The sequence below is a fragment of the Leifsonia sp. Root112D2 genome (genome assembly GCF_001424905.1).
Classification (GTDB): domain Bacteria; phylum Actinomycetota; class Actinomycetes; order Actinomycetales; family Microbacteriaceae; genus Root112D2.
In genome coordinates this window covers 803,783-821,282 of record NZ_LMCU01000001.1, presented here as the reverse complement: position 1 = coordinate 821,282, position 17,500 = coordinate 803,783, and the positions used below count along the sequence as shown (strand labels likewise).

General features: G+C 67.3%; 16 protein-coding genes and 1 pseudogene. 8 read left to right on the top strand and 9 right to left on the bottom strand.

Annotation, left to right across the window (positions count from 1 at the left end):
* Positions 1 to 202: 202 nt before the first annotated feature.
* A complete protein-coding gene (locus ASC63_RS03760) occupies positions 203 to 961 on the bottom strand; it encodes an alpha/beta fold hydrolase (RefSeq protein ID WP_055810074.1) in 759 nt (252 codons plus the stop codon).
* Between the two features lie 54 nt (positions 962 to 1,015).
* Here ASC63_RS03760 and ASC63_RS03755 point away from each other — a divergent pair, with 54 nt between their 5' ends.
* Entirely contained in the window at positions 1,016 to 1,429 is a 414-nt protein-coding gene (locus ASC63_RS03755; protein WP_055814805.1) for a MarR family winged helix-turn-helix transcriptional regulator, read from the top strand.
* A gap of 11 nt (positions 1,430 to 1,440) precedes the next feature.
* On the opposite strand, the gene ASC63_RS03750 is transcribed toward ASC63_RS03755, so the two are convergent.
* The 3 genes from ASC63_RS03750 to ASC63_RS03740 form a co-directional block, all read right to left on the bottom strand.
* Positions 1,441 to 2,043 carry a cation transporter gene (locus ASC63_RS03750; RefSeq protein ID WP_055810071.1) on the bottom strand — a complete coding sequence of 201 codons (603 nt, stop codon included), beginning with the start codon at positions 2,041 to 2,043 and terminating at the stop codon, positions 1,441 to 1,443.
* Between the two features lie 77 nt (positions 2,044 to 2,120).
* Positions 2,121 to 2,774: a M50 family metallopeptidase gene (locus ASC63_RS03745; RefSeq protein ID WP_055810068.1), complete on the bottom strand. Its 654-nt coding sequence runs from the start codon at positions 2,772 to 2,774 to the stop codon at positions 2,121 to 2,123.
* A 62-nt stretch (positions 2,775 to 2,836) separates the two neighbouring features.
* Positions 2,837 to 3,337, bottom strand: a complete 501-nt coding sequence (locus tag ASC63_RS03740; RefSeq protein WP_055810064.1) for a hypothetical protein — start codon at positions 3,335 to 3,337, stop codon at positions 2,837 to 2,839.
* Between the two features lie 270 nt (positions 3,338 to 3,607).
* Between ASC63_RS03740 and ASC63_RS16035 the strand changes: the two genes are divergently transcribed.
* Both ASC63_RS16035 and ASC63_RS03735 read left to right on the top strand, forming a co-directional pair.
* The gene (locus tag ASC63_RS16035) at positions 3,608 to 3,901 is read left to right on the top strand and encodes a type II toxin-antitoxin system RelE/ParE family toxin (protein WP_082487156.1); all 294 of its coding nucleotides are present in this window, start codon (positions 3,608 to 3,610) and stop codon (positions 3,899 to 3,901) included.
* 18 nt (positions 3,902 to 3,919) lie between these two features.
* The gene (locus ASC63_RS03735) at positions 3,920 to 4,201 is read left to right on the top strand and encodes a HigA family addiction module antitoxin (RefSeq protein ID WP_055810062.1); all 282 of its coding nucleotides are present in this window, start codon (positions 3,920 to 3,922) and stop codon (positions 4,199 to 4,201) included.
* 87 nt (positions 4,202 to 4,288) lie between these two features.
* Here ASC63_RS03735 and ASC63_RS03730 read toward each other — a convergent pair whose 3' ends face one another.
* Both ASC63_RS03730 and ASC63_RS03725 read right to left on the bottom strand, forming a co-directional pair.
* Positions 4,289 to 7,780 (bottom strand): DEAD/DEAH box helicase, encoded by a 3,492-nt coding sequence (locus ASC63_RS03730; RefSeq protein WP_055810059.1) that lies wholly within the window; start codon positions 7,778 to 7,780, stop codon positions 4,289 to 4,291.
* Between the two features lie 261 nt (positions 7,781 to 8,041).
* A complete protein-coding gene (locus ASC63_RS03725) occupies positions 8,042 to 8,599 on the bottom strand; it encodes an OsmC family protein (protein WP_055810056.1) in 558 nt (185 codons plus the stop codon).
* A 126-nt stretch (positions 8,600 to 8,725) separates the two neighbouring features.
* On the opposite strand from ASC63_RS03725, the gene ASC63_RS03720 reads away from it, so the two are divergent.
* Complete coding sequence (locus tag ASC63_RS03720) at positions 8,726 to 9,733, top strand: MBL fold metallo-hydrolase (protein ID WP_055810052.1); 1,008 nt, start codon at positions 8,726 to 8,728, stop codon at positions 9,731 to 9,733.
* A 332-nt stretch (positions 9,734 to 10,065) separates the two neighbouring features.
* On the opposite strand, the pseudogene ASC63_RS03715 reads toward ASC63_RS03720, so the two are convergent.
* The 3 genes and pseudogenes from ASC63_RS03715 to ASC63_RS03705 all read right to left on the bottom strand — a co-directional run.
* Positions 10,066 to 11,298 (bottom strand): annotated as a pseudogene (locus tag ASC63_RS03715) (alpha-hydroxy acid oxidase); the annotation flags it as partial.
* A gap of 92 nt (positions 11,299 to 11,390) precedes the next feature.
* Positions 11,391 to 12,143: a FadR/GntR family transcriptional regulator gene (locus ASC63_RS03710; protein ID WP_055810049.1), complete on the bottom strand. Its 753-nt coding sequence runs from the start codon at positions 12,141 to 12,143 to the stop codon at positions 11,391 to 11,393.
* 270 nt (positions 12,144 to 12,413) lie between these two features.
* Positions 12,414 to 13,058, bottom strand: a complete 645-nt coding sequence (locus tag ASC63_RS03705; RefSeq protein ID WP_235491777.1) for a nucleoside/nucleotide kinase family protein — start codon at positions 13,056 to 13,058, stop codon at positions 12,414 to 12,416.
* A gap of 168 nt (positions 13,059 to 13,226) precedes the next feature.
* Here ASC63_RS03705 and ASC63_RS03700 point away from each other — a divergent pair, with 168 nt between their 5' ends.
* The 4 genes from ASC63_RS03700 to ASC63_RS03685 all read left to right on the top strand — a co-directional run bounded on the left by ASC63_RS03700 (position 13,227) and on the right by ASC63_RS03685 (position 17,368).
* Positions 13,227 to 14,339, top strand: coding sequence for a substrate-binding domain-containing protein (locus ASC63_RS03700; RefSeq protein ID WP_055810046.1), 1,113 nt, complete (start codon positions 13,227 to 13,229; stop codon positions 14,337 to 14,339).
* Positions 14,340 to 14,428: 89 nt separating this feature from the next.
* Positions 14,429 to 15,475, top strand: coding sequence for an ABC transporter permease (locus ASC63_RS03695; protein ID WP_055814800.1), 1,047 nt, complete (start codon positions 14,429 to 14,431; stop codon positions 15,473 to 15,475).
* Positions 15,472 to 16,275, top strand: a complete 804-nt coding sequence (locus ASC63_RS03690) for an ATP-binding cassette domain-containing protein (RefSeq protein WP_055810043.1) — start codon at positions 15,472 to 15,474, stop codon at positions 16,273 to 16,275. Before ASC63_RS03695 ends, ASC63_RS03690 begins: the two co-directional genes overlap by 4 nt.
* Positions 16,276 to 16,351: 76 nt before the next feature.
* Positions 16,352 to 17,368, top strand: coding sequence for a LacI family DNA-binding transcriptional regulator (locus ASC63_RS03685; RefSeq protein ID WP_157487692.1), 1,017 nt, complete (start codon positions 16,352 to 16,354; stop codon positions 17,366 to 17,368).
* Positions 17,369 to 17,500 lie beyond the last annotated feature (132 nt).

Sequence of the window (17,500 nt, the reverse complement as noted above, 5' to 3'; positions counted from 1 at the left end):
TCTCAGTGGTCTGGATGCTTTCGAAGTACCATCCAACGTCCGTTGCGCTGATTCCACGTTACGCTGCGCGCACCGTGATTCGTCACTCGGTGGTGCCACGAACCTGTTATCGGGACCCGCGCGGCCCACGCCTCGCGGGTGCTCGAGCTCGGCTGCCGAAGGAGCCGGCAGCTCGACCGAGCCGCGAGAGCTGCCAGCGCCGCTACTTGACCCGCGACTCAGCGAATGGGTCCAGGGCGGCGAAGACCGCGGCCGGGTTCTCCAGGTGGGGCAGGTGGCCGGCATCCGGGATGAGCTCGAAGCGGGCATCCGGAATCGCGGCGGCGAAGGCGCGGCCGTAGTCGGCGTTGACGACGCGGTCGGAGGCGCCCCAGATCACGAGGGTCGGGGTGTGCATCGCGCCGAGGCGGCCGAGCAGCGTCGGGTCGTGCATGTAGGGGTCGCCCGCGAGCGCGCTGAGCGTTGCGGCATTGGCCTGCGCGATGGCGATGCCCTCGGGGGTCGGGGCCGGCAGCTTCAGCCTGGACGGGTCGTGAAAGCTGTACTGCGCGAGCTGCTGCGGTGGCAGGTCGCTGATATTGCGGATGGGGTTGCCGGCGACATCGATGCCCACCGCGTTGATCAGAACCAGGCCGCTGATGCGGTCGGAGGCGCTGCCGAGGGCCAACTCGGCGGCCAGCCAGCCGCCGATCGAGGATCCGACGACGAGCACGTCCGTCAGATCGCGAGCCTCGAGATAGCGCGCGTACTCATCGGCCAGCGCGCGCATGCTGTCGATGGCGGCCGGGCGCTCGGTGCCGTTGAATCCCGGATGCGTCGGGGCTATCACGTGGGCGGTCTCGGCCAGGTGGGTGGCGGGCGGCGCAACGGTGAGCGGGCCGCCGCCGCCGTGGAGGAGAAGCACGGGGCGGCCGGTGCCGGATTCGGTGACGGCGAGTTCAAACGGCGGGGGAGTTGTCATGACGTGAACGTTATATCAACATGTTTATATACGCAACTTGATATGCTGGGCGGCATGACGCATCCGCAGGCCACCGGCCGTATTCTCAAGCGCGCGCAGTACCGCAACCATCGCGCTATGGACGTGTCGCTCGCCGCCGTGGGCACCACTCTCGTGCAGTGGGATGCCCTGCGCGTGATCTCGGAGATGCCCGACTCGTCGGCGCACGAACTGGCCGTCGCGACCTTCCAGAGCGACCAGGCATTCGGCACCCTCGCGAACCGGCTGCAGAAGCAGGGGCTCATCGAGCGCTCATCGGGCCGGGGGCGGCGGGTTGAGCATCGACTCACGAGCGCGGGCTCGGTGGTGCTGGCGGCCGGGCAGGATGTGGCGAAGCGGGTTTCGGCGAGGTCGTTCGCGGCGTTGTCGCCGGCCGAGATGGCGACGCTGCATGAGCTGCTGCTGCGGGTTGGGGAGGTGGTGGAGTAAGGAGCGGGCTGCTACTGCTCGTCTCGAAAGATGTGGATGGCTTCGCGCACCGCGTAGTAGACGATCACGAACCCGGCCACAGTGTCTGCCCACCACCATCCGAGTGCGAAATTCAGGGTGATGCCGAGCAGAACGGCCACGGCGAGCAGCCCGTCGATGAACGTCACGCGCCCCTCGGTGACCAGCACCGGGTTGTTCAGCGCCCGCCCGGTGCGCGCTTTGAGCGCGGCGAGGGTGAACATGATGAGGGCCGTCACGGCCGTCCAGATGATTCCGCCGACGCTGGGCGAAGCGTGGTGGGCGGTGAGAAGTGCCACGACGGACTGGGCGAGAAGATAGAGCGCCAGCAGGATGAACGCCACGCCGATCAACCGCAGTGCGCGCCGCTGGCGGGCTTCGCCCGTGCCAGACAGCTCCCACAGCACCACCGTGGAGGCGCCGATCTCGATGAAACTGTCCAGCCCGAACCCGGCGAGAGCCACCGACGACGCCGTGATCGCGAGCACGGCGAGCACGATCACCCCCACGATGTTCCAGGCCAGCGTGAACCACTCGAGGGCCTTGCCCCGCCTCAGAAGGGCCGCGCCGGGATCGGCGGTAGGGGGAAGAGTCATGAGTCGATTCTGCACTTAAGAGAGGGTGCCATAGGGCACGAACGCTCAGCTGAGCCGCTCTACTTCGGCCCGCGCCCTCACCCGCCGGGCCGCGTGACGTACGCGGCGACCGCGGCCACGAGGGCGGCGGCGATCAGGATGGTGAACAGGGCCAGCCACACGGGCGACGGCACGCCGGTTCTGCGGTACAGCAGGTAGGCATCCGACGACTGCAGGTGGTTGCGGTGGCGAATGTGCACGCCGATCACCGTGGCGAGGCCGCGCACGGCGCCGACGAGCAGGGCCGTGCCCAGCACGAGCAGCGCGTAGCTCTGCACCACCGGCGTCGCGTAGAACCAGAGCAACGCGCTGACCGCCGCGGAGGCGAGCACCACGAGAACGCCGAACAGGTTGCGGATCACCAGCAGGGTGAGCACCAGTATGACTCCGCCGGCGAACAGGGCGATGGCGGTGTATCCGCGAAAGACGCTGACGAGCAGGGCGGCGCCCACGAGGGCGGGAGCCGGGTATCCGAACAGGCCACTGATCACGATGCCGAGGCCGCCGCGCCCCGTGCTGAGCGCGTCGCCCGAATGATTGCGATGCAGCCGGATGCCACGCACCACCCGCCCCGTGAGAATCGCGGCGACCGCGTGGCCCAGCTCGTGCACGAGCGTGGTGAAGAGGCCGAACCACTGCCAGCTGGCGCGGGGGATGCTGAGCGCGGCCGCCGCGGCGAGGATGGCGAGCATCACGAGCGGGGAGACGTCGATGGGCGCGGCGGGCGCGAAGAGCGCCTGCCACGGTGTGGCGTTCAGAGGCCCTGCGCGTCGAGAATCGCGTCTTCGTCGTAGCGGGGGCGGCCTCCGCGCGCGTCCCCGTGGGCGAGCACAAGGGCCGCAATCGTCAGGCCGAGGCAGATGATGCCCGCGGGGTTCGTGACGCCGATCGCGATTCCGAGTGCCGGTTCGTGGGATCCGGTGAGAATTGTCTGCGGGCCGTGAGAGGTGACATCCGGCACCGTCAGCCCGAAGAGCACGCCGCATGCCCAGCCGAGGGTGATGATCACCATCGTACGAGGCCGGGTTCGGTAACCGTGACGGGCGGTGAGGATGACAGCGCGGCCGAGAAAGAGCTGCAGCGTGACGACGACGGCGGCCATCAGCACGAAGAGCAGACTCAGATCTCCGCTGATGCCGAACAGGGCGTGGCCGAAGCCGATCCAGATTGCCAACAGCATTCCACCGATGATGACGAGGATGCCCAGGGCGGGGAAGCGCGGCGAAAGGCCGGCATCGGGTGTGTCAGTGGTCACCGTTTCACGATAGCCGGTGCGGGTGGCGGCCGCGCCTGGTGCGCGGCTGATCGGCGCGCAAGGTCGCTCTCGGTGGGCTTTTACTGGCCGTCGCCGTCGCCGTCGCCGTCGCCGTCGCCTCTGGCCGGTCGGCCCGATCCAAGATGCGCTATCCACAGATAGCCGCTGTTCGCGTACGCGGTCGCGCTCGGCGCCCTAATCTCGTTCCATGATGACCAGGCCCAAGTCGTATAGCGTTGCTATTCGTATAGTTAGAGTATACGATTCATTGTGATCGTTTCTTTTCGACACAAGGGGCTCAAGCGATTCTTCGAGTCGGGGAGCAAAGCTGGAATCCGACCCGAACATGCCGCTCGACTCCAACGGCAATTGGCAGTACTGGACAATGCCGTGTCCATTGACGATGTCCCATCGACTTGGCAACCACATGGCTTGCGTGGGACGACACCATCGGGTCGCGATGTCGAAGGACACTGTGCGATTTGGGTGTCTGGAAACTGGAGGCTGACTTTTGCGTTCGAAGGCCGCGACGTCATTCTGCTCGACTACATGGACTATCACTGACCGAGGACGGAGGACACAATGACTCGAATGTATGACCCGCCGCACCCGGGCACGCTGCTTGAGGACTATCTCGGTGATGTGAGCTTGGCCGAAGCCGCGCGCCGGCTTGGGGTGACGCGCGCAACGTTGTCGCGCATCCGGCATGGACATGCGGCGGTCACCGCCGATATGGCGATTCGATTGAGCCTGTTGTTCAACACGAGCGCCGAGCTGTGGCTCGGCATGCAGAATGCGTACGATCTGTGGACAGAGCAGCAGAGACCTCGCCCGGAGATCGCGCCGCTCGCGCGAGCATCCTGAACCATCGTGCAGATTCGTCGGTAAAGCCCGAGCTGCCCGACTGCGGATGCCGCCGGATGCAACCGGCCACGGCCATCCGCAGCGCCGCTACTCGAGCAGCCCGCGGATGTCGTCGGCCGTCAGCGCGGAACCGAACGCGGCATCCGCGTCGAGAACAGCGTCAAAGAGCTGCGCCTTCTGCGCCTTGAGCGCCATCACCTTCTCCTCGATGGTGCCGGTGGCCACGAGCCGATAGACCATCACGTTCTTGGTCTGGCCGATGCGGTGGGTGCGGTCGATGGCCTGCGCCTCGCTCGCCGGGTTCCACCACGGGTCGAGCAGAAAAACGTAGTCGGCCTCGGTGAGGTTGAGTCCGAAGCCGCCGGCCTTCAGACTCACCAGGAACACAGGGGCGCTGCCCTGTTTGAAACCGTCGATGACCTTCTGGCGCGTCGTGGTGGAGCCGTCGAGATACGCGTAGTCGACGCCGCGCTCCTCGAGCCGGGTCGCCACCTTGCGCAGATACGTCGTGAACTGGCTGAAGATCAACGCGCGATGGCCCTCCGCCAGCACGTCCTCCAGCTGCTCGAGCAGGGCATCCAGCTTGCTCGACGGCACGGATGCGTATGCCTCGTCGATGAGGGAGGCATCCAGGCTCAGCATGCGCAGCAGCGTCAGCGAGCGGAACACGATGAACCGGCTGCTGTCGAGGTCGTCATCGAGCAGTTGCAACAGCTTCTGGCGCTCGCGCTGCAGCACCGTGTCGTAGATTCTGCGGTGCCGCGGGGCCAGCTCGATCTGCAGCACCTGCTCCTGCTTGGCGGGCAGCTCGGGCGCGACGAGCTCCTTGGTGCGGCGCAGCATCAGCGGCCGGATGCGACGGCGCAGCCGCGCAAGCAGCTCGGCTCCGTGCGCGGCCGGCGTGGCCTGCGTGGGGCTCGCGGCGGCCGCGATCGGGCGTACGTAGTCCTCGGTGAAGCGGCGTAGCGAGGGAAAGAGCCCGGGCGCCACGATGTCGAACATCGACCAGAGCTCGGTGAGATTGTTCTCCATCGGTGTTCCCGTGACGGCCAGTTTGAACGGGGCGTCGAGGTCGCGGGCGCAGCGGTGCGCGCGGGAGGCGTGGTTCTTGACGAACTGCGCCTCGTCCAGAATGAGGCCGGCCCACTGTTGCTTCTGGTACTCGTCGAAGTCGAGGCGGAACAGCGTGTACGAGGTGACGACGATGTCGGCGCCCGCGATGGTCTCGGCCAACGGCGTGCCGCTTTTGGCCTGCGTCTGGGTGATGGATGCGACGGTGAGCCCCGGCGTGAACCGCTCGGCCTCGCTGACCCAGTTGGCTACCACGGAGGTGGGAGCGACCACGAGAAAGGGCGCGGCCGTGCGCGCGTGCGCGACCAGAGCCAGCGTCTGCACGGTCTTGCCGAGGCCCATGTCGTCGGCCAGCACGCCGCCGAGCGCATGCCGCCAGAGGAATGTAAGCCAGGCGTAGCCGTCGTGCTGGTACGGGCGCAGGGTTGCGTTGAGGCCCGAGGGCAGTTCTTCGGTGAGCCCGGGGAGCGCGCCGGGGGCAGCGCCGGGGTTCTCACCGGGCGTCGCATCCGTTTGCAGGTACTTGAGCAGTCCGCCCACGCTCTCGCGCCAGGTGACGGCCTGCTCGGACTCGTCGGCGAGATCTTCGAACTCGGCCCAGAGCGCGGCCTGATACCGGTTGATGCGAGGCCCGGTCTCCCACTCGTCGAGCGACTGGGCCTCCATGATGAGCTCACGCAGTCGGTCGAACACGGGCTGCTTGAGCGACAGGTACGTCTTGTCGATGAGCAGCAACTTGGGCAGGCCCTTGGAAAGCGCGCTGAACAGCGGCGCGAACGGCACCTGCCTGCCTTCGATCTCCACGAGCACGCCCAGGTCGAACCAGTCGCGCTGCTCGGTCTCCATCGTGGTCACCCGCAGCGTCGGTGCGTCGTGCAGTTCACGGTAGTCGGGCCGCTCGCCAACGATGTCGACGCGCACGCCGGGCAGGGACTCGAGCACGGGCAGCGCATGCTCGGTGAATTCGGCAGCCTCGATGTCGCGCAGGGTGTTGCCGGCTCGCGCCGGTGTGGTGAAGCCGGCCAACGCCGCGACGACGGCGGCCAGCGTGTGCTGCTCGAACGGCGCATCCCGCCCGGCGGCCGCGGCGCGCGTCATCCTGCCCCGAGATTCACCGGGTGTCTCCAGCGGATGCCGCACGGTGCGATCCCCGCTGCGGTACTCCCACTCCCAGCCGAGCTTCACTACATGCTCCGCAAGGAATGTAGTGGTGACCACGAGCAGTGGCGGCACGAGTTCGGGAAGCTGAAGCTGCGCATCCGTCGTCGAAATCGGCACCAGCCTGCTGAGTGCAGGAAAGAAGTCGGCGTAGAACTCGGGCACCTCGGCGGCCGGAACCTCGATGGGCCCAGCCGCGAGCAGGCGGCGGTGCTCGGCGGTGAGCGGCGCATCCGTCGGGCCGAGTTGCAGCTGGGGAACCGCGCCCGAGGCGTGCTCCCAGGCGACCGCGTACAGGCCGTGGTCGGCAATGGATCGCACGGTTTCGGCGTCGACGGCGGTCTCGTCGAAGCGCACGGTCGGGCTGAGCGTGAGCGTGCCATCCTCTGCGGATGCCGCGTCGAGGCCGATCGCGGCCTGGGTCGCCACGGTGAGTCCCGCACCCTTGCCTCCGCCCACCAGCTGGATGCCGAGCCGCTGCGCCTCGCCGAAGAGCCGCCAGAGCAGTGGGCTCGGGTAGTCGTCGAGAACGAGACGGTCGGCGTCGCTGCCCGTGTAGACGCTGGCCTGCGTGCGGGCCAGCGCGGCAAGCTGGCCGAACCAGCGCACCTGGCGCTCGTCGAGGCTCATGCGGTTCAGCTGGAACTGCATCGACGACCAGCTGAGGCCGCCGGCCACCCAACGGCCGCTCGCGCTGAGGGTCACCGGGCGCAGCGTGACGCGCAGCCGGTCGGCCGGAGTATTCGCGGTGGCCGCCACCGTCACCGCGGAGGTGCGCTGCCAGCGCCCGCGGTCGCGCCGCGACTTCTCGCGCAGCTCGAACTGCACGCCAAGCGGGGCCGAACCGTTGCCCGAGTCTGCGCCGGTGCCACTGCCGGTGCCGCGAAGAGCGGATGCCCCGCCCGGCCCGTGCGCGCGCCCCGGCGTCACGGCAGAGAGCGTCGATTTCCAGCCGGGGGTGGGGGCGGGGTTGCGTGGCCCGGGGGCATCCGATGCGGGCGCCCTCGCAGCCGCGGCCGCCGTCGCGTCGTGCTCGGCGGTGACGCGGCGGGCGTTAGCGGTGAGCAGGGCGGCGGCCACATGCTTGCAGTCCTCGCGCATTGGGCAGTCGCAGGCAGAATCGACCGGGCGATAGCCGTCACGACCGGTCGGCTCCAGGGTGACCTGGCAGCGGTAGGGGAGGTTGGCGGTGCCCTGCACGACCGCGGTGAGTCGACCGGCATCCGCAATCCAGTTGAGGTCGAGCACAGCTCCGCCACGCGCGTATGGTCGCGCCCGCTCGAACGCGCCGACGCCCACCAACTTGCGAATGTGCGCCGCATCCACGAAGGGGAGGTCGGAGCTCGGCATTACCCCATGCTCCCACGCGCGTGCGACGTTGCCGGCGGGCTGGTGGGCATCCGCAACCCGCACGCATCCGTGAGACGACGTGAATAGACCATCGCATCGAGTACGACGGTCGATTCACGTCGTCTCACAGTTGCAGGTGCGGGCATGCCGCGGCAGGAGCATGCCGCGGCAGGAGCGAGCCGCGGCAGGAGCGAGCCGCGGCAGGAGCGAGCCGCGGCAGGAGCGAGCGGATGCGCGCAGCCGCGAACCGGCGCCAACCCGTCAGTTGGCGACGAGCGTGACCTCGACCGGGGTGGCGTTCGCGAACAGGTCGAGCACGGGGCAGTGCGCGTCGACCGCGGCGTGCAGTTCTGCGTAGCGCTCGTCGCTCTCGGGGCCGGTCACGTTGATGGCCAGCCGAATAGCGGAGAAGCCGGGGCGCACCGAGGCGTCGATGCCGAACAGGCCCTTCACATCCAGGTCGCCCTCGGCCTTCGCGGTGATCGAGTCGATCTCGATTCCGAGGTTCTGCGCGTAGAGACGGTAGACAACGATCTGGCAGGAGATGAGCGCACCGAGCGCGAACTCCACGGGGCTTGCCGCCACGTCATCGCCCGCAAGGGCGGCCGGCTCGTCGACGGTGAAGCTGTGCTTGCCGGCCGTGATGGTGCTGGCCACCGAGCCCTCGCCCTGGCCCTTGACCGTGTACGTGAGCTGCGCGCTCGCCGGGTTCGCGGTGATGCGCTCGCCCCACGCCGCGCCCGCCTCAGTCAATCGGGTTGCTCGTTCCTCTGCGCTGACGGCGGGAACGGATGCGGTGGTGACGTCGGTGAGAGACACGATGGTGGGCCTTTCTTCATGCGGCTACGGATGTTCTCCCACCCTATGAACGCGTCGCGCGCCCGCCAACGGCCGAGTCACACGGCGTAACGCACGGGCACACCGCCGCCGTGTACGGTCGAAGCTGTGGAACCCACGAGCACCGCACAATTCGAGGCGTCGAAGAATGGATCGGTGCCGCCACTCGAGCAGCTTCGCGATGATGTCTTCGCTCTGGCCGTGCCGATGCCCCGCGGGCACATCCCGTACTCCTTTCAGTACCTGCTGAAGGATGCCGATGGCGGCATTCACGTCATCGACCCCGGCTGGGAGACCGACGACAACTGGCAGCTGTTCGTCTCCGCGCTTGCCACCATGGCCGCGCAGTTGCGCGACGTGAGGTCCATTGTTGCGACCCACCTGCATCCGGATCACCTGGCCATGGCCGGCCGCATGCGTGAGGCCACCGGCGCCCCGCTCGCGTTGCACCACGCGGAACAGGATGCGCTCGACGCGCAGCACCTGACTCGCTGGAGTGAAGAATCGCTGGCGCGCCAACTGGACGACTGGCAGGTTCCGGATGCTCGGCGCGGCGAATTCGCGCAATTCGCCGGCAGCGCCCCTGCCGCACCCTCCATCGTCTGCGATACGACGGTCGCCGACGGCGACAGGCTGGACATCCCGGGCTTCGATCTGACGGTGATGTGGACGCCCGGCCACACGCACGGCAGCATCTGCCTGCGAGACGACGCGCGGTCGATCATGTTCACCGGCGATCACCTGCTGCCAACGATGCATCCGGGGCTGGGGCTCGGCGGCCCGACCGCCTCCAACGCCCTGAGCGACTACCTTGACGGCCTCGAGCGCATCAGCCGGTACCCCGCCCACGAGGCGCTACCCGGGCACGGCTACCGCTTCGCTGGCCTGGCCGACAGGGCCAACCAATCGGCCGAGCACCATCTGCGGCGCTCCCGGGAGGTGGCCCAGCTACTCGAATCCGACCCGCAGCTGCCGATCTGGCAGATCGCCTCGCGCCTCACCTGGACGGCCGGCTGGCAGAACCTCACGGGGTTCTTCGTCTACTCGGCCTTGTCGCAGACATCCATGCACCGCGACTACGTGGCGCTGCAGGCGGCGCGACCGGCGGCGCTCTAACGCAGATCACCCCGGTTTCGCGGCGCACCCTCGTTGAGGCGTGGGTGCTCTGCGAAACCGGGGTGATCTGGCCCGGTGAGCTACTTCTTGGGGGCTGCGGATGCGCGCGGTGCGCGGGTGCGCGGCGCGGCCTTCGTGGCAGCCGTCTTTGTGGGCGTGGCCTTCGCGGGCGCAGTCTTTGCCGGGGCAGTCTTCGAGGAAGGCGCCTTCGAGGAAGGCGTCTTCGCGGCAGGCGCCTTCGCGGGCGCGGCCGCGGCAGCAGCCTGTGCGGGGGCGCGACGAGCGGATGCTGCGGCGCGCGTGGGAGCCGCGGCGGCGGCATCCGTCACGGTGCGGGCAATCGGCGTGAGCCGTGCCAGCTGCGTCACGTGCGCCGGCGTGAGCTCATCGAGCGTGGCCACGCCGAGCAGGCGCATGGTGCGCGCCACCTGGTCGCCGAGAATCTGGATGGTGCGGTCGACGCCCTCGCGGCCCCCCGCCATGAGGCCGTAGAGATAGGCGCGGCCCACGAGCGTGAATCGGGCGCCGAGCGCTATCGAGGCCACGATGTCTGCGCCGCTCATGATGCCGGTGTCGAGCAGAATCTCGGTGTCGGCGCCGACCTCGCGCACGGCATCCGGAAGCAGGTGGAACGGGATGGGGGCGCGGTCGAGTTGGCGGCCGCCGTGGTTGGAGAGGATGATGCCGTCGACGCCCATGGCGGCGAGCTTGCGCGCATCGTCGAGGTTCTGCACGCCTTTGACGACGATCTTGCCGGGCCACTGGGTCTTGATCCAGGCGAGGTCTTCGAAGGTGACGGTGGGGTCGAACATGTTGTCGAGCAGTTCGCCGACGGTGCCGCTCCAGCGGTCGAGGCTCGCGAAGGCGAGCGGCTCGGTGGTGAGAAAATTGATCCACCATTCGGGGCGGGGGATGGCGTTGATAACCGTCTTCGGCGTCAGCGCCGGCGGAATGGACATGCCGTTGCGCTTGTCACGCAGGCGGGCGCCGGCCACGGGCACGTCGACGGTCACGAGCAGGGTGTCGAATCCGGCCTTCGCCGCGCGGTCGACGAGGGCCATCGAACGGTCGCGGTCCTTCCACATGTAGAGCTGGAACCAGTTGCGCCCCGTGGGATTCGCGGCCTTCACATCTTCGATTGCCGCGGTGCCCATGGTCGACAGCGAGAACGGGATGCCCGCGGCGGCTGCCGCCGATGCTCCCGCGATCTCACCCTCGGTCTGCATCATGCGGGTGAAGCCGGTGGGCGCGATGCCGAATGGCAGCGCGGTGGGCCCGCCGAGCACCTCGCGGCTCGTGTCGACCTTCGACACGTCGCGCAGAATCGACGGATTGAACTGGATGTCTTCGAACGCCTGCCGTGCGCGGGCCAGCGAGATCTCCGCCTCGGCGGCACCCTCGGTGTAGTCGAAGGCCGCGGTGGGGGTGCGCCGCTTCGCGATCGCGCGCAGGTCGTAGATGGTGAGCGCAGCATCCAGCCGCCGCTTCTTCGCGTTGAGTTCGGGCGCCTTGAACTTCATGAGCGGCGCGAGATCGCGCACCTTGGGGAATCGTCTCTCAACCATGGTTCTTCCTTACTTTTTGTTGCCTCGGTGTGTGGATGTCTTTGGGGGTGAGACGACGTGAATCGACCGTCGTCAGTCTCGTGACGGTCGATTCACGTCGTCTCAGGGAGCGAGAGGGGATGGGCGGAGGGGCCGGTCAGGTGTGACTCGGCGTAGTAGCCGGTGATGTGGTCGTGGATGCGCGTGCGGGCGAGTGCGACATCCGCCGCTTCGATCGCCGACAGGATGCCACGGTGCTCGTGGCGCAGGCGCGTGACCGTCGCGTCCCAGTCGGGCAGCGCGGGGGCACCGGCCAGCACGTAGCCCTCGATCGAATTGCGCAGGCCCGCCATCATGGCCGTGACCACCTGATTTTCGGATGCCTCCGCCAGCGCCACATGGAACTGCGCGTCGAGCGCAAGAAACTCAGGCTGCGTGAGAGAGGGGGAATCCATGGCGTCGAGCAGCTGAGTGGCCGCTTCCAGCTCAGCGGATGCGCCGCTCGCGTCGGCGCGCTCGGCGAGATCCGCGGCCACCGCCGTCTCGAGAAGCAGGCGGGTGCGCACCACATCGGCCACGGGGAATCCCTGGGCGGCGACCTGCAGGCGCATGAGCGCGCTCATGCCGCCGGAGGGCGTGGCCACGATGATCGCGCCGGAGTGTGGCCCCGATCCGGTGGCGGTGCGCACCAGACCGAGCACCTCGAGCACACGGATCGCCTCGCGCACCGAAGAGCGGCCGACCCTCAGATCGGCGGCAAGGGTGCGCTCGGGCGGCAGATGATCGCCCGGCTTGAGGCGCCCGCTGAGCAGTTCGGTCTCGATGGTCTCGAGCACGACCTCCCAGGCGCGTCTGGTGTCCGCCATCCGCTGCCTCCGTGCCGCTCGTCGTCGTTGATGTGGTCTGACCACAGCCTATACCCCCCGCGGCGAGGTGATGTGCGCATAACTCAGGCTGTTTGCGCGCAGGGGTCGATCCCGCCCCCGCCAACACGGAGCTCGCCACTTGCGGGCGCGCAAATAGCCTGAGTTATGAACGGAGTAGCGCGCTCAGTGGGCAGCTTCGAACATCCGCCTGTCCTGAGCTCACGGGTCGCTCCGGAGGCCTGATGTTCGTTGAGGGGCGAACTTTGGCCCCTACAGCCTGATCACGTGGTCGGCGCGCTCGCGCGTCGATTCCACGAGGCGGGCGTTGACCTCGTCCGAACCGTTCGCCCATTCTGCGGCGCGCGCCGCATCCATTCCGAACTCCATGTGGCGCCCGATGAGCTGGGCGATGCGGGCATCCCGACCACGATCGATGAACCACGTCTCGTCGAGAAGCCCTCGGATGCGATTCCACGGCTGCTCATCGGCGAGCAGGTAATTGCCCTCCGTGAGCACGAACATCGTCGACTGCGGCACCGCGATGGATGCCGCCAGCGGCTCCTCCAGGCCCCGCCGGTATGACGGCGCGTACACGACCGGCTCGTCGTTCGCTCGCAGGCGGGCGAGCAGCGAGAGGTAGCCGCCGACGTCGAAGGTGTCGATGGCGCCCTTGCGGGATTGCAGCGGCGTTCCCTCGATGACCGCGTTGGCCAGGTGAAAGCCATCCATGGGCACGACGGCGCAGTTCTGGGGACCGAGCTGCGCTCCGATGAGATCGGCCAGGGTCGACTTGCCTGCGCCGGGAGCGCCGACGATGCCGATGATCTGTCGGATGCCCGATTCCTCGGCGCGACGACGAATCTGATCGACCAGATCGGGAATCTGCGCGGATGAGATCCGAGACTGCGTTGTCACTGGTGGGCTCCCTGGGGCTGCGTCGGTTGTGCGCGACGTGATGACGGCCTGCAACGAAATCATATCGGTACGCAATCGTATGCGCATACGATTGCGAAACGGAAGCTTTTGTGCTTTCCTACTCGAAGTACCCAATTACGTACCCTGCCGATCAAAGGAGATCCACTGATGAAATTCACGGCACCACGCTCTCTGTCGAAGCGGCTGCTCGCAGCCGGTTCCATCGCGGCCGTCGCCGCGCTCGCCTTCACCGGGTGCCAGCCCGACTCCGGTTCCTCGGGCGGCACGGGTGGCGGTTCCGGCGAGGTCGGCATCTCGCTCATCGTGAAGACGACCACCAACCCCTACTTCGTCGCCATGGATGACGCCGCCAAGGCCGCAGCGAAGAAGGACGGCGTGAAGCTCACGCTGGCCGCTGGCAAGAAGGACGGCGACGCCACCACCCAGATTCAGGCGATCGAGGACTCGATCTCGCGCGGCGACAAGGGCATTCTCATCACGCCGACCGACGAGACCGTCAACTCGGCCATCGCCAAGGCGCGCAAGGCAGGCATCTACGTGATCGCGCTCGACACGGCGCCGAACCCCGCGGATGCCGTCGACATCACCTTCGCCACCGACAACCGTGCCGCGGGGGTGGCGATCGGCAAGTGGACCGCCGCGCAGCTCGATGGCAAGAAAGCCATTATCGGTCTGGTCGACCTGTTCGACAACCAGGTGGCGAGCGTCGACTACGACCGCGACCAGGGATTCCTCAAGGGCATGGGTATTCCGCTCGGCGACCCGAACAAGAACGGCGACGAGGCCAAGACCGGCAAATACACCGGTGGTATGGGTGGCGACTACGTGATAGCAGGCAGCCAGGCCTCCAACGGTGACCAGGCGGATGCCCGCACCGCGATGGAGACGCTGCTGTCGAAGAACCCGAACATCAACGTGGTCTACGCCATCAACGAGCCGGCCGCGTATGGGGCATACCAGGCGCTGCAGGCCGCTGGCAAGGAAAAGGGCACGCTGCTGGTGACCATCGACGGTGGCTGCACCGGCGTCAAGGAGGTCGGGGAGGGCATCTTCGGCGCGACCAGCCAGCAGTACCCGTCGAAGATGGCGGAGCTCGGAATGGCCGCGATCGTGAAGCTTGCCAAGACGGGTGAGAAGCCGAAGACATCCGATGGTCTCGACTTCTTCAACACCGGATCGCAGCTGGTCACCGACAAGAGCGTCGACGGGCTCAAGAGCATCACGAGCGCCGAAGGCTCGAAGATCTGCTGGGGCAAGTAAGACCGAAGAGATGAAGGGGTGGCGTGAGCCCCGGTGCCCGCGCCACCCCGTCATACTGTGAACAGAACACAGCCGTTCAGGAGATCATCGTGAGTCAGCAGAGTACTGAAGCGAACCCGCCCACCAACCAACTGGATCTCGCCACCGAGTTCCTCGACCGGCAGACACCGCTGGGCCGTGTGCGCCAGATGCTGCACAAGTACCCGGCGCTCAGCCCGGGCATCGTGATCATCGTGGCGATCATCGTGTTCGGCCTGCTTAACCCGAGGTTCTTCTACGCGAACAACCTCTCGCTCATCACCCAGCAGGTCGCCGTGGTGGGAACGCTCGCCATCGCACAGACACTCGTCATCCTGACCGCGGGCATCGACCTCTCGGTGGGCGCCATTATGGTGCTCGTCTCGATGGTGATGGCCCAGACGGCCAGTCAGAATAACGTGCCCGCCATACTCGCGCTGCTGATCGGTCTCGTTGTGGGTCTCGCCGCAGGCGCCCTCAACGGCGTGCTCGTCACCCGGCTGAAACTTCCACCATTCATCGTCACACTGGGCACTCTGAGCATCTTTCTGGCGCTTACGCTGCTGTACTCGAACAGCGCCTCGGTGACGGGCCAGAGCATTCCGGATCTCATCACCGGCACCGGCACCACCTTCAGTGTCGGCGGGGTCAACATCACCTACGGCGTGGTGATGATGCTCGTGCTCTACATCGTGCTGGCGTTCATTCTGAACACCACCGCCTGGGGCAGGCACGTCTACGCGGTCGGTGACGACCCCGAGGCGGCGCGACTGGCCGGCATCAGCGTGAACCGCGTGCTCATGAGCGTCTACGTGACAGCGGGCGCCATCATCGCCGTCGGCGCCTGGATTCAAATCGGGCGAGCGGATGCTGCCAGCCCGAACGCGGGAACCGACATCAACCTCGACTCCATCACCGCCGTCGTCATCGGCGGCACCAGCCTCTTCGGCGGGCGCGGCACCATCTGGGGCTCCCTGCTCGGTGCCCTCATCGTCGGCGTCTTCCGCAACGGGCTCGCGCTTGCCGGACTCGACGTGCTCTACCAGACGCTCGCCGTCGGCATCCTCATCATCGTCGCTGTCTCCCTGGACCAGTGGATTCGAAAGGTACGCAAATGACCGTCATCGACTCGACCGTCTCTGGCGGCGCACCCGCCGAGACCCGCCAGCCCATTCTGCAGGCCAAACGACTCGTCAAGACCTACGGCCGCGTCGTCGGCCTTGACGGGGTGAGCCTCGAGCTCTACCCCGGTGAGGTGCTCGCCATCATCGGAGACAACGGCGCGGGCAAGTCCACGCTCGTCAAGTGCCTCACGGGCGCCGAGGTTCCCGACGAGGGCGAGATTCTGCTCGACGGCAAGAAGGTGAACTTCAGGCGACCGCAGGATGCGCGCGAGGCAGGAATCGAGACCGTCTACCAGAACCTGGCAGTGTCACCGGCGCTGGACGTCGCATCCAATCTCTATCTCGGGCGCGAGGAACGCCGCCCCGGCATTCTCGGCTCGGTCTTTCGCATGATGGACACCGCCGGAATGCGCAAACGCGCAAAGGCCGAGCTGATCACGTTGGGCATCTCGACGCTGCAGGACGTGACGGTGCCGGTCGAGAATCTCTCCGGTGGACAGCGCCAGGCCGTCGCGGTGGCTCGTGCGGCAGCATTCGGCTCGAAGATCGTAGTGCTCGACGAGCCGACCGCGGCGCTCGGCGTGCGCGAATCCGGTCAGGTGCTCGAACTGGTCAGAAGGCTGCGCGACACCGGCATTCCCGTGATTCTGATCAGCCACAACATGCCGCAGGTTTTCGAGGTGGCCGATCGCATCCACATTCAGCGGCTGGGCAAGCGGGCGGCCACCATCACGCCGCAGTCGCACTCGATGACCGACGCTGTGGCGATCATGACCGGTGCGGCGCGGGGATGACTGCGCCATACGATGGCACTGGCGATGAGACTGACGCGAGCGCGTCCCTGACGGCGAGGTGCGTGCGGTGGTAACGATGGCGGATGTCGCCCGCGTGGCGAATGTCTCGGCGACCACCGTCTCTCACGTGCTCAACAAGACCCGCAAGGTGCAGCCCGAAACCGAGCGCGCCGTGCTCGCGGCGATCGAGGCGACAGGGTATTCGGGCGACGGCATCGCGCGCTCGCTGCGCACCGGAACGACGGAGACGATAGGCCTGGCGATGTCGGCCATCTCGAACCCGTACTTCGGCGACCTCGTGCACGCCATCGAACGCAACGTGACCGATGCGGGCTACTCGCTGCTCTTGGCGGACACGCACGACGACCCGGTGCGCGAGAAGCGGGCCATCAGCGATCTGCTCTCGCACCGCGTGGATGCCATGATCGTGGCGCCCTCGGCCGATCCGGGAGCGATGCTGGAAAGGATGGCCAAGCGCGCGATCCCCACGGTGCTCATCGACCGGGTTCCCGCCGAACTGCGGCCCGGTGTGGATGCGATCGGCGTGGTCAACGACGAACCGAACGCCAGGCTCGTCGATCATTTCGCACAGATCGGGCACACCCGCATCGCGACCATCACGAGCAACCCGCACCTCACCACCACGATCGAGCGGCTCGAGGGCTACCGCACGGGCATGAAGCGCAACGGCCTGGAAGACGACTCCGAGCTCGTGCAGGTGGGCGACGGCGGATCGCCGGAGGCCATGACGCGGGCCATCTCATCGCTGCTGGAGCTGTCGCTACCGCCGACCGCCATCATCATGGGCAACAACCAGGTGACGATCGGCGGTATGGGCGCCCTGCGGCAGCGCGGCCTAGAGGTGCCTCGGGACATCGCCATCGCGTGCTTCGACGACTTCGCGTGGGCCGACCTCTTTCATCCGCGCCTCACCGCCATCTCGCAGCCGGTGGATGCGCTCGGCTCGCAAGCCGTCTCGATGCTGCTCGAGCGGCTCGGCGACCGCACAATGGCCCCCCGTCACCGTCGGCTCGAGCCGACAATTCAGCACCGCGAGTCATGCGGATGCGTGCAGCCCGGCCCGCCGCTCTGAGCGAGGTCTTCCGCGTGTCAGGTTTTCGCTGAGGGGTGCGCTGCGTTGGGGGCTCACCTCACGCATCCACTTTTCGCTGAGGGGCGGAAGCGACGGGGCGAGGGGAGCGACGGGAGCGACACGGGAGCGACG